General features: G+C 66.4%; 11 protein-coding genes and 2 tRNA genes. 5 read left to right on the top strand and 8 right to left on the bottom strand.

Features of this window, described 5'->3' with window-relative positions; genetic code table 11:
• The first annotated feature begins 88 nt into the window (after positions 1 to 88).
• From OVY29_RS06240 to OVY29_RS06250, 3 genes are all read left to right on the top strand, one after another.
• Complete coding sequence (locus tag OVY29_RS06240; protein WP_037558170.1) at positions 89 to 1,486, top strand: M28 family peptidase; 1,398 nt, start codon at positions 89 to 91, stop codon at positions 1,484 to 1,486.
• A 205-nt stretch (positions 1,487 to 1,691) separates the two neighbouring features.
• Positions 1,692 to 2,090 carry a hypothetical protein gene (locus tag OVY29_RS06245; protein WP_161786586.1) on the top strand — a complete coding sequence of 133 codons (399 nt, stop codon included), beginning with the start codon at positions 1,692 to 1,694 and terminating at the stop codon, positions 2,088 to 2,090.
• On the top strand, positions 2,072 to 3,307 hold the full coding sequence (locus OVY29_RS06250) for a DUF2235 domain-containing protein (protein ID WP_200880233.1): 1,236 nt from the start codon (positions 2,072 to 2,074) through the stop codon (positions 3,305 to 3,307). Before OVY29_RS06245 ends, OVY29_RS06250 begins: the two co-directional genes overlap by 19 nt.
• A gap of 12 nt (positions 3,308 to 3,319) precedes the next feature.
• Here the strand turns inward: OVY29_RS06250 and OVY29_RS06255 are convergent.
• The 5 genes from OVY29_RS06255 to OVY29_RS06275 form a co-directional block, all read right to left on the bottom strand.
• Positions 3,320 to 3,396, bottom strand: a tRNA-Pro gene (locus OVY29_RS06255).
• Positions 3,397 to 3,433: 37 nt separating this feature from the next.
• Entirely contained in the window at positions 3,434 to 4,909 is a 1,476-nt protein-coding gene (locus tag OVY29_RS06260; RefSeq protein ID WP_037558218.1) for a M20 family peptidase, read from the bottom strand.
• 70 nt (positions 4,910 to 4,979) lie between these two features.
• Positions 4,980 to 5,055, bottom strand: a tRNA-Ile gene (locus tag OVY29_RS06265).
• A 69-nt stretch (positions 5,056 to 5,124) separates the two neighbouring features.
• A complete protein-coding gene (locus OVY29_RS06270; RefSeq protein WP_313911124.1) occupies positions 5,125 to 6,102 on the bottom strand; it encodes a polysaccharide deacetylase family protein in 978 nt (325 codons plus the stop codon).
• Between the two features lie 79 nt (positions 6,103 to 6,181).
• A complete protein-coding gene (locus OVY29_RS06275) occupies positions 6,182 to 7,825 on the bottom strand; it encodes a sensor histidine kinase (RefSeq protein ID WP_235211632.1) in 1,644 nt (547 codons plus the stop codon).
• A gap of 169 nt (positions 7,826 to 7,994) precedes the next feature.
• On the opposite strand from OVY29_RS06275, the gene OVY29_RS06280 reads away from it, so the two are divergent.
• The gene (locus OVY29_RS06280; RefSeq protein WP_037558177.1) at positions 7,995 to 8,468 is read left to right on the top strand and encodes an Lrp/AsnC family transcriptional regulator; all 474 of its coding nucleotides are present in this window, start codon (positions 7,995 to 7,997) and stop codon (positions 8,466 to 8,468) included.
• Positions 8,469 to 8,534: 66 nt separating this feature from the next.
• Here the strand turns inward: OVY29_RS06280 and OVY29_RS06285 are convergent, their stop codons facing one another.
• Positions 8,535 to 9,854 carry a hypothetical protein gene (locus OVY29_RS06285; RefSeq protein WP_037558219.1) on the bottom strand — a complete coding sequence of 440 codons (1,320 nt, stop codon included), beginning with the start codon at positions 9,852 to 9,854 and terminating at the stop codon, positions 8,535 to 8,537.
• Positions 9,855 to 10,047: 193 nt separating this feature from the next.
• Positions 10,048 to 10,344, bottom strand: coding sequence for a hypothetical protein (locus OVY29_RS06290; protein WP_037558180.1), 297 nt, complete (start codon positions 10,342 to 10,344; stop codon positions 10,048 to 10,050).
• A gap of 68 nt (positions 10,345 to 10,412) precedes the next feature.
• On the opposite strand from OVY29_RS06290, the gene OVY29_RS06295 reads away from it, so the two are divergent.
• Positions 10,413 to 12,767, top strand: coding sequence for a hypothetical protein (locus tag OVY29_RS06295; RefSeq protein ID WP_037558182.1), 2,355 nt, complete (start codon positions 10,413 to 10,415; stop codon positions 12,765 to 12,767).
• Positions 12,768 to 13,022: 255 nt separating this feature from the next.
• On the opposite strand, the gene OVY29_RS06300 is transcribed toward OVY29_RS06295, so the two are convergent.
• Positions 13,023 to 13,283: a DUF1467 family protein gene (locus OVY29_RS06300; RefSeq protein WP_037553853.1), complete on the bottom strand. Its 261-nt coding sequence runs from the start codon at positions 13,281 to 13,283 to the stop codon at positions 13,023 to 13,025.
• Positions 13,284 to 13,285 lie beyond the last annotated feature (2 nt).

Genomic DNA, 13,285 nt, shown 5'->3' on the forward strand with positions numbered 1-13,285 from the left:
CGGGAGAGTTGGGGGCCGGTTAGCGAATGGGGGCGCGGTTGGCAATCGGCGCTTGCGGCGGGCCGAATTGCCCCGCTAGGACAAAGGCATGACGAACCCCATTCCTGCCCGCCTTCTCGCGCTTGGCGGCGCGAGCCTTGCCCTTTTCGCCACGCCGCTGTCGGCATCGATTCCGCCGCCGCCGAGCGCGGTCGAGCTCGCACAAAGCGGAGACGACCTCGCCTGGTCGATCACCGAGGACCTTACGACCGAGATTGGCCCGCGGATGGCCGGCACCGAAGCCGAAGCCGCCGCGCGCAAATGGGCGGTCGCGCGGCTGCAATCGATGGGGTTCGCCAACGTTCGCGACGAGCCGTTCGATATGCCGGTGTGGGTGCGCGGCGAGGAGGAGGCGTGGCTGACCAGTCCCTTCCTGCCGCAGAAGCTCGCAATCACCGCGCTCGGTACCAGCGCCTCGACCGGCGCGAAGGGCATCGAGGGCGAAATCGCCTATTTCGAAAGCTTCGACGCATTGGTTGCGGCGCCCGACACCCAAGTGAAGGGCAAGATCGTCTTCATCGATCACCAGATGGCGCCCGCGCAGGACGGCAGCGGCTATGGCTATTACGGCCGCGGCCGCTTCACCGGCGCCAATGTCGCGGCCAAGAAGGGCGCGATCGCGACCGTCATCCGCGCGATCGGCACCGACGATCATCGTAACCCGCACACCGGCGGCACCAATTTCGAGCCCGGGGTGAAGCCAATCCCCGCCGGTGCCATCTCGAACCCCGATGCCGACCAACTCGTCCGCCAGTGGAAGCGCGTGACCGCAGGCACGGCAACCGGACCGCTGCGCATGAAACTCGTCCTCACCCCGCGGAATCTCGGGACGAAGAAGTCGGGCAATGTCATCGCCGAGGTTCCCGGGCGCGATCCCGCCGCGAGCCCGGTTGTCGTTGCCTGCCACCTCGACAGCTGGGACCTCGGCACCGGCGCGATCGACGACGCGGCGGGCTGCGGCATCGTCGCCGCCGCTGCCAAACATGTGATGAGCGCAGGCCAGCCGCGCCGCACGATCCGTATCTTGTGGGCGGGCGCCGAGGAAGTCGGCGTGTTCGGCGGCAAGGCCTATTTCGATGCGCACGGCAAAGAGAAGCACGCCGTCGCGCTCGAATCCGATTTCGGCGCCGATCGCGTGTGGCGGATCGACTTCAAATTGCCGGACAGCGCCAAGGGCCTGGCTGACCGGCTCGCGGCCGCGGTGATGCCGTTTGGCGTCGTTCGCGGCAAGCAGCCTGCGAACGGCGGCGCCGACATCGGCGCGCTCGTTCAGGCGGGCGTTCCGGCGATCGATCTGGCACAGGATGGGACACGTTATTTCGACCTGCACCACACGCCCGACGACACGCTCGACAAGATCGACCCTGCCCAATTGCGGCAGAATGTGGTGGTCTGGAGCGCGGTTCTGGCGATTCTCGCGAACAGCGAGGATAGCGAACTTCCGTGACGGTTACGGATAAATGACAGATTCCCGCGCACGCCGACCATCTCAATTATTTTTGTTGACGATTCACGCGGAACGGCTAAATCCCGCCGCTCGCGGTACGGGAAGTTTTCCCGGACGCGGAAAGGCATTTTAGGGAGCCCACACATCATGAAGAAGTTTGCTGCTATCGCCGTTGCTGCCAGCATGTTCGCCCTCGCCGCTTGCGGTGAAAAGGCTGCTGAAGAAGCCACCACCGAAGCTCCGGCTGCTGAAGCTGTTGCTGAAGAAGGCGCTGACGCCGCTGCTGCCGGCGCCGAAGCCGCTGCCGCTGGTGCCGACGCTGCTGCCGCTGGCGCCGAAGCCGCTGCTCCGGCCGACGCCGCTGCCGCTCCGGCCGACGCCGCTGCCGCTCCGGCTGACGCCGCTGCCGCTCCGGCCGAAGAAACGAAGTAAGTCGCAGCCCTTCGGGGCATTGACTGAAACGAAAAAGGACGGTCTTCCTTCGGGAAGGCCGTCTTTTTTTGTGTCCGCGGTTTTCGCGCCCGTCGCCTTGCGGCCTCCCCGCGGACATGAGAAGACCCCACCCCGATGGGAGAGCAGCGCGCGATGGCAAAAGGGCCCGTGACCATGCCGGGAAAGAGGCTCGTCCTCCTGCTCGACGGCACCTGGAACAGTTCCGAAGACAATACGAGCGTCTGGCGGCTCAGCCAGCTCGTCGCGCCGCAGGATGCGGCGGGTGTGCCCCAGCCTTGCTATTACACCGCCGGGGTCGGCACCCCGCGCGGCGAACGCATCCGGGGCGGCGCGCTCGGCTATGGCCTCGATCGCGACGTCATCGGCGCCTATCGCTGGTTGATGGGTCACTACGACCAGGGCGATCAGATATTCCTCTTCGGTTTCAGCCGCGGTGCCTTCACCGCGCGCAGCGTTGCGGGCATGATCGCGCGCTGCGGCCTGTTGCGCCCCGGCTCGCCGCTCTCGGTCGAGGAGCTTTACGAACGCTATCGGCTCGACGACAGGGCGCCCTCTTTCGTCGAACTGCACCAGACGAAAAAGCTCCCGCCCGGGGAAAAGCGCCTGCTGCGCCACTCGCGGCGCGTCCCGGTCAAGATGATCGGCGTTTGGGACACCGTCGGCGCGCTCGGTATTCCGTTCGGCAATATTCCCGGGATCAGCCGCCGACGCTTCGGCTTTCACAACACCCGGCTGTCGGCGATCTTCGAGCATGCCTATCAGGCGCTCGCGCTCGACGAGCATCGCGCGGCGTTCGCGCCGACGCTCTGGACGCGCTTCACCCCCGACACGCCCGATCCGCCGGGCAAGCGCCGCGTCCGGCCGACGATCGTCGAACAGCGCTGGTTCGCGGGCGCGCACGCCAATGTCGGCGGCGGCATTGCCGGCGACGACCTGCCGCAGCTGCCACTCGCCTGGTTGATGAAAAAGGCCAGCGATCTCGGTCTCGCCTGGCGCGGCGAAGTTGTTCCCACCGGCCATGAGATCGGAGCGCCAATCCACGACAGTTTCAGGAGTTTTCTGGGGGGCTTCTATCGCATCTTCAAGCTTGGTCGACGCTTTCACCGCCGTGTCGCCGCGCCCGCCGTTCCGGGTGAAAAAGGGACATGGCTCAGCGTCAACGAAACGATCGACGCCAGCGTGTTCGACCGCTGGCGCAAATCGTCCGGATATCGCCCGCCCGACCTTCGCCGTTGGGCGGCGGAGGTTCGCATGGATCCCGCCAAATTACGCGGCACAGTCGATGCGCGAAGCGGTGCGGTGATCGAGCCGCCCGCGTCGCTCGCCCCGCGAGCGCCACGACGCACGTCGGCGAAGAAACGGGGCTGATCGAGCAGCAAATGGTCGGGGAGACAGGATTCGAACCTGCGACATCTTGCTCCCAAAGCAAGCGCGCTACCGGGCTGCGCCACTCCCCGACGCTGCGGGCGCCTTAGACAGGCTTTGACGCCAAGTCTATCCCGCAGACGTCGCAATCAGCCGCGCATAGAAATCGATCATGCGTTTGAAGCTGTCGATCGTCATATGTTCGTTGGTGCCATGGATCATCGCGGTTTGCTTCAGCGTGAAGTGCATCGGCATGAAGCGGTACACATCCTGTGAAATCGGCTCCATGCTGCGGCTGTCGGTCGCGGCGACGACCAGATAGGGCGCGACGACGGCGCGAGGCGTATCGGCGCGCGCGGCCGCCACCACATATTTCCAGCCTTGCGAGTTCGTCGACGACACGCGTGACGGCTCGTTCGGCGGCTTGACCCAGCTGAGCTCGACCGGCGCGTCGCCCACCGCGGCCTTTGCGCGCGCCATGACGTCGGCGGAGCTGTTCCACGGCGCGATGCGATAGTTGATCAGCGCCGTGGCCGATTGCGGCAGGACATTCTCCTTGGGGCTGCCCTGCAGCATCGTCGGCGCGATCGTGGTGTGAAAGGCGGCCGCCGACGAGGGTGACGTCGATAACTGGTTCTTGACCAGGTAGCCGAGCAGCCACTTGTTCGCGACCGCCATCTTCGTCGTCCCGCCCTTGTGCGCGGCGAGCGCCTCGATCATTGCCGCGCCGGGCCCGCGCATCTCGATCGGGAACGGCTTTTCGGTGATCGCGAGCACCGCGCGCGCGAGCGTCGTCACGCCGGTATCGGCCGGCGGCATCGAACTATGCCCGCCCGGCGCGTTGGCGGTGACTTTCAGCGTCGCATAGCCTTTTTCCGCAACGCCGATCAGGATGGCGGGCCCGTCGATCACCGGCGTATCGAGCAGCACGACGCTGCCTTCGTCGAGTGTATAGAGCGCGCGAACGCCTTCAGCTTTCAGCTTCGCGGCTGCGGCGACCGCGCCCGAACCGCCGGCTTCCTCGTCGTGCCCCGACACCAGATAGATGCCGCGCTTCGGCTGGAAGCCCTGCTTTGCCAGCGCCTCGATCGCCTCGAACAGGCCGATCAGCGATCCCTTGTCGTCGACCGTCCCGCGCCCCCACACCGAATTTTCGGCGATCGTTCCGGCGAAGGGCGGATATTTCCAGTCCTTTTCGGTCCCCTCGGTCACCGGCACCACATCCTGGTGCGCCATGAGAATGATCGGCGCCAGCGACGCGTCGCTGCCCGGCCAGTGATAGATAAGCGTGCGGTTCGGCAGGATCGTGCGCGTCATCGCGTCGTGCGTCGCGGGATAGGTCGCCGCGAGCCACGCGTGCAGCCTGTCCCATTCGGCGATGTCGTTGTCGGCCGCGTCCTGATGCGAGATCGTCGGAATCTGCGCCGCCGCGCTCAGATGCGCGACCGCGGCGTCCAAGTCATAGGCCGGCACCGCGGCAAGCCGGACGTCGCTGCCGTCGGCGATATTCTTTGGCGCAAAGTTCGCGGTGCGCACCGCCACCGTTCCCGCCACGACCGCGATGACCGCAAGCCCCCCGGCCAGGATGGCCCGACCTTTCCCCATGTCCCTCTCCTTGCTGACGGCGCAATGGACCGCCATCGGTCAGGATTTGCAAGGGAAATGGTGAAGGGAGTGGTGGGCCCGGCAGGACTCGAACCCGCAACCTAGCCGTTATGAGCGGCCAGCTCTAACCATTGAGCTACAGGCCCCCTCTCGAAACCCGGTCGGGGAATGTGCGGGCGATAGCGGACGGCGCGTTGCGTTGGCAAGCGCCAACCTCAACGCGCCGCCTTGCGCTCGGCCATCGCCAATATTCCGGCCGCGGTCGTCGCCTCGATCCCGCGCCGCGCGAGATGGCCGAGCACCACGTCCCACCAGCGATAGAAGAGATCGAGATCGGCCTGGCTGCGAACATAGGGGGTGTTTCCCGGCTGCAGCGACGGCGAATGGAAGGAGAAGTTCAGTACCGGCAGGCGGAGGTCTATGGCGATGTCGATCGCCCGGCACGCACGCTGGGCCGGGATGCCTTCGGGGGTCAGTGCGATCCGTTCGACGAGGCCGAGGCGCGCGAGCGCGGCGCCGGCATGTGTCCCTTCGCGCGCGACCCGGTGATAGATGCCGCGGCCGGCGCGGCCCAAAAGGCCGCCGAACACCGTCGTAACCGGAACCTCCAGCACCGCGCCCTGTCCCGCCTTGACCCACCAGGGATGAAGCGGCGCGTCGCGATAGTCGGGGCCATGGCCCGCGCGATAATCGAAGCCGCTTCGGACCGATGTGTCGCAACGAAATCCCAGTTCGGCGAGCATCGCCGCCGTACCGGAACCAAGCCCATAGCGCCCGGCGCGATAGGCCGTCGGCTGAACACCGAACCGATCGCGGATCCCATCGCGCAGCGCGGTCATCTTCGCGCGTTGCAGGCCCGGCGGCAGGTTGCCGGTATAGCTGTTCCGCGCATTCACTTCTTCATCGTGCGGCGGCGTGACCCACGGGTGAAGCTGCGCGCCGATCTCGCAGCGCCCGGCCTGCTGCGCGGCGCCGAGTATCTCGGCGGCGCGGTCGTCGGCGACGATCGGCCAGTCAACGAGATAGATGGGGTGCACCCCCGCGCGCTCGAAATAGCCCTGGCATTCGGCGAGCGCCGGGACCGAGGCAAGGCGATAGCCGGTGCGCGCGAACGGCGCATCCCAGTCGAAATCCTCCTCGGTGTCGATCGTGACCCAGAAACGCGGCTTCTCGCCCGAATCCAGTGCGATCATTTCCGACGCGGCCGGATATGCAAAGAAACTGCCCGCAGGCTGCACGACGCCCCCCTTTGCCAGCCACCGGCCCGCAGGCCTATTCGCCCTGCTGCGCCTCCAGCTCGACCTCGGCCTTCGAGTTGGCGGAGGGCAGGTGCAAGGTCAAGGCGTTATGCCCGATATCGAGCCGTCCGCCGATCGCGCGGGCGAGGCTGTCGACAAGGCGGAGCGAGAAGCCGAGGCTGAGCACCGCGGCCCCGGGCGCTTCGCCCTCGGGGCTGAATCCCGGATCGAGCAGGTCCGCCGCCGTCGCGAAACGGATCGCCGCGGGGCGGACCACCCGCAGCTGGAGCATGTCGTCATGCCGCGACTCGGTGACGAGTTGCCCCACCAGAATCGCACCCGGTTCGGATACATCGACGAGCGCGGTGAGCAATCGACCGACCATACGCCGCACATTGGCGTCGCCGGCGAGCCCGAGAAAGGGTCCGCCGACGCGCGAGATACTGAGGTCGACGCGCTGGTCCGCCAGCAGTGCGGCAAGGTCGCGTTCGATCTGCGTCACGATCGCGCCGATGTCGACCACCTCTTCGACCGGTTGCACCAAGGGCACGGCATCGCTGCGCGCCGCGGTTTCGAGGTCGTCGATGATCGACTGCACCGACGCGGCGTCGGCGACGATCGCGTCGGCCATCGCGCGATAGCCATGGCTCACCGGCCCGAACATCTGGCCCGAAATGATCTGGGCGAAACCCGAAATCGCGTTGAGCGGGCTGCGCAGTTCGTGGATCAACTGGCGGATCGAATCGCCCGAATCTTCGGCGGCAGCCGGGCTGTAGGGGGTTTCATTGCGATGCGGACGCCGCGCGCTCGCACGATAGCCGCGAAACTGCCCGGTCGCCGGGTCGAACCAGGGCAGCGCCGAAAAGCGCCATTCGCCGGCCTCGGCGGGGGTTCCCTCCAGCAGCATGCGCGCGTTGATGATTTCCGCCCGCTGGCGAAAGGCGCCCGCGGCGACGCCGTCGGTGCCCGGCTCACCGCCAAAGGCCGCCTCGGCGATCGACAGCCCGATCACCGCGCCGCGTGTCACCCCGTCGACCCAGTGAATCACGCCATCGGGCCCGGTTTCGAACAGAAAGGCGGCGCGCGGCGGTCGCGGCGTGGCTGCCGGCTGGCCGCGGGTCGACTGATATTTGTCGATCCGGCGGACAAGCTCGCTGATCTGGCTCGGGCCGCTATCGGCGACGGATTCGGGCGCCGCTGGCGCCACCGGCATCGGCTCCTCGACCGCAACGCTTACGGGCTGCGGCAATGCTACCGACGCGCTGCCGAGGCTGGCCAGGGCGCGCGTGACGCTTTCCGGCAGGTCGCGGCGCCCGGCGAGCACCGACCGCGCCATCGCGCTCGTCGCGGGCAGCAGCGCAAGCCAGTCGGCTTCGGCCAGCCGCACTTCGCGCAGCATGATCGCCGATACCGCCGGAACATCGTTGGCATAGAGCGCGACGAGCGGTGCGAAGCGGCCGTGGGGCGCGAGCGCGCGCGCGCAATCGCGGCGGACGGATTCAGGGACCCGTGGCCGCAGTACGGCGAGCGCATGCAGGCTGCGGCGAATATCGTCATCGTCCAGTTGATTGCCGCGCTGAGCCAGAATATCGGAGAGTTGCCGCCAAGCGGTGATACTCGCGCGGCGATCCGCTGGCGCCTGGCGCAAGATGGTGGCAATCATCGAGTCAGCGGTCACGCGAAGTCAGCCCCACACCATCGGTCGTTGGTTAGCATATGTTTACCGGCTAGCGTGAATCCTCCGGTCATGAAAGTGTCTTAACCTTCCGCGTCGCATTGTGGGACAATTGCAATCGCCTGAAATAATATTATGGTCATCGCAATTTTGGAAAGCGGATGTTTCAACGATGGCTAGTCAGAAATTCGATCAGATTGATTTGCAGATATTGGGCGAGCTGCAGAAAAACGGGCGGATGACGAATGTCGAACTGGCACAGATGGTGGGGCTGACGGCGCCGCCATGCCTCCGCCGCGTTCGGGCACTCGAGGAGTCGGGCGTGATCCGCTCCTACCACGCCGACCTCGACGCCGCGAAGCTCGGCTATGGCATCACCGTCTTTGCGATGGTCAGCCTGCGCAGCCAGGCCGAATCCGACCTGAAGGCGTTCGAGGATTATGTCGGCGGCCTCGCCGAAGTGCGCGAATGCTATATGCTGAACGGCGAGATCGACTTCCTGCTCAAGGTCGTCGCGCGCGACCTTCAAAGCTTCCAGTCGTTTCTGACCGCGCATCTGACGTCGGCGCCGAACGTCACGAGCGTCAAGACGTCGCTGACGATTCGCACGGCCAAGCAGCTCGCGGGCATCCCGGTCGAATCCTGATCCTCCGGGCATGAAAAAGGGCACCGTTCCGGCCCGGAGCGGCGCCCTTTTCATTGACCGCCGGGTTCAGTTGCCCGTGGCGGACGTCGCCGCGGGCGCAGCCGGAGCCGCGGCGGCAGCCGGAGCCGTTGCCGGCGTGTCGATCTTCACCGTCCACAGTTCGGCAAGCCGCTTGCGGGGCCCGGTCACCTGCGCAAAGCTGGCCTTCGCGCCGGCGGTGTCGCCCGACTGCGCCTGCGCCACACCCAGGCGATAGGTCCACAGGTCCTTGTCGCCGCCGGCGGCGAGTGCCGCCTTGTAAAGCGGGATGGCGTCGGCGTAGCGGCCGTAACCGACCATCGCGTCACCCGTCGCTCCCGCGACCTTGGGGTTTGACAGCGTCGACGGCTTTTGCGCATAGGCGGTGAGCGTCGATTCCTCGTCGCCCATACGCTCGGTCTGGCTCTTCAGAAGTTCGTTGAACTTCGCGTCGCTGGCGGGGATCACATTGCTCTGTTTGCCGGCCTTGATCAGCGCGACGACCTCGCCCGGCAGCGCGGCTTCGGTCGCGAGCGCCGCATATTCCGCATATTCGGGACGCTCCTGCATCGCCCCGGTGGCGCGCATCAAGCGAAAGATGTCGAGCCCGATTTCCTTGTCCTGATTAGACTGCAGCGCGATGAACAGCGTCTGGCGCCAGACCGTCGGCTGGTTGTAGTCGCGCAGGCGCAGCGTCATGAGGTCGAGCACCTCATTGTTGCGCTTGGCGGCCTGCAAAGCCTTGATCGGGCGGACATAGAGTTCGTCGGAGGGCCGTTGCCCCGCGGCGCGGCTCGCTTCGATCGCGGCCTTTGCCGTCGCGAGCCCCTGCTCGACCTGCCCGGCGTTGAGATAGCTGTCCATCAGGAGGACCGGCACATTGGGCTCGGTCGAACCCGCGGCCTTCGCGGCCTCGAGCCGCTTGATCGCCTTCGGATAATCCTTCGCGCCATAGGCGAAGTTGCCCGAGAAGAAATTGTAGACGGCCAGATTCTCGGGCGGGGTGCGGCCCGAATCGAGCATCGCGTCGAGCGCCTGCGCCTGGATCGTCTGATCCTTGTTCAGGATGCCGAGCTGGAGCTGATAGAAAGCGGCGAGATATTTGTCGTCGGGCGTGGTGGCGGTGCCCTGCCCCTCGGTCAGCGCCGCCTGGAGCGCCGCGGCGTCCTTTGCCGTCGTCGCTTCGGTCATTTTCTTGAGCGCGGGCGCGAAGCCCTTGCTCGCCGACAGGCCCCCGCCCTTGGCTTCCTCGCCCTTTTTCGGCTTTTCCTTCTTCTGAGCGGAAGCCGGCGCCGCGGTCGCCATCAGCGCACAGCCCAGCACGGCGGCCATTGCCGTTGCGGGCATCGAGCGGAAACGGGTGAACATCGAAATCTCTCCTTTGAACTCGGCTACCATCGCCACACGCGCAAATCGGGCGCGCGCAGGCTCGGCCGCGCGTCGATAACGCGGCTAACCGCGTCGCGTTGCCATGGCAAGACAGCGGACATCGATATTTCACTGGAGGAAAGCGGCTGAACGGGAATTGAACCCGCTTCACCGGTCCACGCATCGGGCGCGGTCAGGCGATCTCGTCGATCGTCCGCTTGATCTGGCGCAATATGGCGGGATCGCCCGGTGCGCCCGCCATCGCCGCTTCGGCGAGTTCGATCAGGGGGATGATACCGAACGTCGCGGCGAGACCTTTCAGGCGGAGCGCCGCCATTTCCCAGTTCGCGTCACAGCGCGCACGGCGCATCAGGTCGGACAGGTCGCGCGCGCTGCCGGTGAAGGCGCCGCGCAGGTCCATCGCCATCGCCGGATCGTCGCCGAACGCGGAATTCAGGTAACGATCGAGGGGGCCACTGTCGAAGGACATTCCACAGCTTTGGCAGTCTGTGGTTAAGTTTCCGTTTCATGGCGGCTATTTGATGCTAAGATGGCGGGATGACAGGGGAAAAGAAAATCGTCGGATTGTGGCGGGATTCCGCGGCAAATCAGGAAGCGGACAGCGCGGCCTCGGCCGAAGCGACGGCGCCCGAGACCTTGGCCGCGCCCGAAGCGGCGGTGCCTGCCGAACGGGATTGGCTCGATATGTCCTCGCTGAACGATGACGAAAACGTCGGGGAGGCGCCGCCGCCGGCATGGCATGATCGAACCGTCCCCGCCCTGCTCGTTCTTCTCGCGATCGGCTGGACGGGTTTCGCACTCGCGGCGGCTACCGAAGCCTTCGCGCGAGCGCCAGCGCTCGCCGACTGGCCGCTGCTGATCGCAACGATCGCGATGCCGCTGACCTTGCTCGCGGTGCTTTGGATGCTCCTGCTGCGCTCTGGCCGATCGGAACAGGCGCGCTTCGCCCGCGTCGCCGCGGCGCTGCGCGAAGAGAATATGGCGCTCAACCAGTCGATGCACGCGCTCGGCCTGCACCTCGCCGATGCGCAAAAGCAGCTCGGCGAACAGGCGAAGCTCGTCCAGCAGCTCGGCCTCGATACCGTCTCGCGCCTTACCGAAAGCAGCGACAAGCTCGCGAGCAACGCCTCGGTGATCGCCAACGCCCACGACCAGCTCGCACGCTCGGGCGACGTCGCGATGCAGCGGATGGACGGACTGCTCGCCGGTCTACCGCGGATCGACGATGTCGCCCAGCGGCTGGCGGTCAATTTCCGCGAGGCGGGGCTCGTCGCGCATCAGCAGGGCGCCACTCTCGAGGCACGGCTAGCCGCGCTCGGCGAGGAAGCCGCCAGGACCGCGCAAACGAGCGACACGGCGACCGCGAGCATTCTCGAGGCGATCGTCGCGTTACAGGGACAGGCAAAGGAAACCGAGTCCGACCTCCTCGCCGCCTCGGCGCAGGTCACCGACGCGCATGCCGCTGCGCTCGCCCAGATGACGAGCCTCGCCGTTTCGGCGCGCGGCGAGATGACTTCGACCGTCGCCGCGATGACGGGCGAGATCGACAAGAGCTGGCAGCAGTTCCGCGACGGCGTCGATGCCGCCGCCGCGCAAATGGACGTCCGGCTCGCGGCGGCGCGCGAGGCGAGCGATGCGATGGGCGCGCAGCTTGTCGCGCACGCCGACGCCAGCGACGCGCTCGCTTCGCGCATCACCGCGCATGTCGCCGATGTCGGCGCACAGCTCGAAATACTCGACGTGAGCGTCACCGCGAGCACCGGGGTGATCGGCCGCGCGATCGACGATACCAAGGCGCAGCTCGGCGCTTTCATGCAGGAAGTGCAGAGCGGCAATACGTCGGCGCACCAGCTCATCGGCCACGCCGAATCGCTGCTGCTCGCGCTCGACGCGGTGACGCGCGAACTCGACGAGACGCTGCCGCATGCGCTCGACCGCATCGCCGCGCACGGCCAGACGACGCAGACGGCCTTGTCGCAATTGCGCCCGCTTCTCGACGCCTCGGAACTGGTGGCGCAGTCGACGGTGTCGCACGTCAACGCCGTCCAGACGACATTGAAGGCGAACGAGGAACAGATGGCGGGTCACGCGGCGAGCCAGCAGGAGCTGGCCGACCGGATCAACGGCGCGCTGGCGGAGGCCGAAGCCGCGCTCGCGAAGCTGCGCGAAGGCGCCGACGACTTCGCCGAACAGGGCGGCGCGCGGATGATCGCGACGCTGGCCGAGGTCCGTACCACCGCCGATTCGGCCGCCGACGAAGCGCGGCTGACGCTCGAAAAGCTGGTGTCGGGCGCGCGCGACGCAATGCAGGCGACCGCAACCGGCGCGATCGATGCGGCGTTCAAAAATGAAGTGACGGCCCAATTGAACGCGATCGAGGAAGCGTCGGCGCGCGCCGTCGCCGCGGCCAATGGCGCAGCCGACCGGCTAATGCGCCAGCTGATCACGATCATGGACACGAGCGCGAGCGTCGAGCAGCGCGTGAACGAGGCCGAGCAGGCGATCGCCGCGTCCGATCGCGATTCGCTCGCCAAGCAGGCCGGCCTGTTGACCGAGGCGCTGAAATCGACCGCGATCGACGTCACCAAGATCCTGTCGAGCGAAGTCAGCGATACCGCCTGGGACGCCTATCTCAAGGGCGACCGCGGCATCTTCGCGCGCCGGGCGGTCAAGCTGGTCGAGAATAGCGAGGCCAAGGAAATTCTGCGCATCTACCAGAATGACGACGCGTTCCATGCCTCGGTGAACCAGTTCATCCACGATTTCGAGGCGATGCTGCGCCTGCTGATCGGCGCGCGCGACGGATCGGCGATCAGCGTGACTTTGCTGTCGTCCGACATCGGCAAACTCTATGTCGCACTGGCGCAGGCGATCGACCGTCTGCGGAACTGATCGCGCGGGAAACGGCCGCATGCGACCGGTTGCGGCCATTGAGAGAAGAAAGCCCCTCCCCTTCAGGGGAGGGGTTGGGGGTGGGGTCTATCGGCCTTGCGCAAGGCCGATAGACCCCACCCCACTACGACCAGGCAGCAAGCTGCCAAGTCTGCGTTGCCCCTCCCCTGAAGGGGAGGGGCTAAATTACCGCAACGTCCGCTCATCACCCCAAAGCCGACGATGCCAGAGCGACAATCGTGCCTGCCGGGGAACTCAGGCCCGCCCGGTCAGCACGTCCGGGTCGGCCCAGCCGTTCACATAGGCGGTATAATAGAGCACAAAGGCAACCGCTGCGGCGATAGTCATCTGCAGCATGATACGCCCCGGACGAAAACGCGCGGGTGCACCGCGATCCTGCCCCGGCACGAACGGCTCATCGTCGTCGCTCACGCGTCGCCCGTGAAAGGGCAGAACGAAAAAAGCGCTGAACACCCAGAATAGCGTGAAGATCGCGAGCGCCGAGGTCCATTTCATCG

Origin of the sequence: Sphingopyxis sp. SE2, assembly GCF_032227185.1 — a bacterium.
Taxonomy (GTDB): Bacteria; Pseudomonadota; Alphaproteobacteria; order Sphingomonadales; family Sphingomonadaceae; genus Sphingopyxis.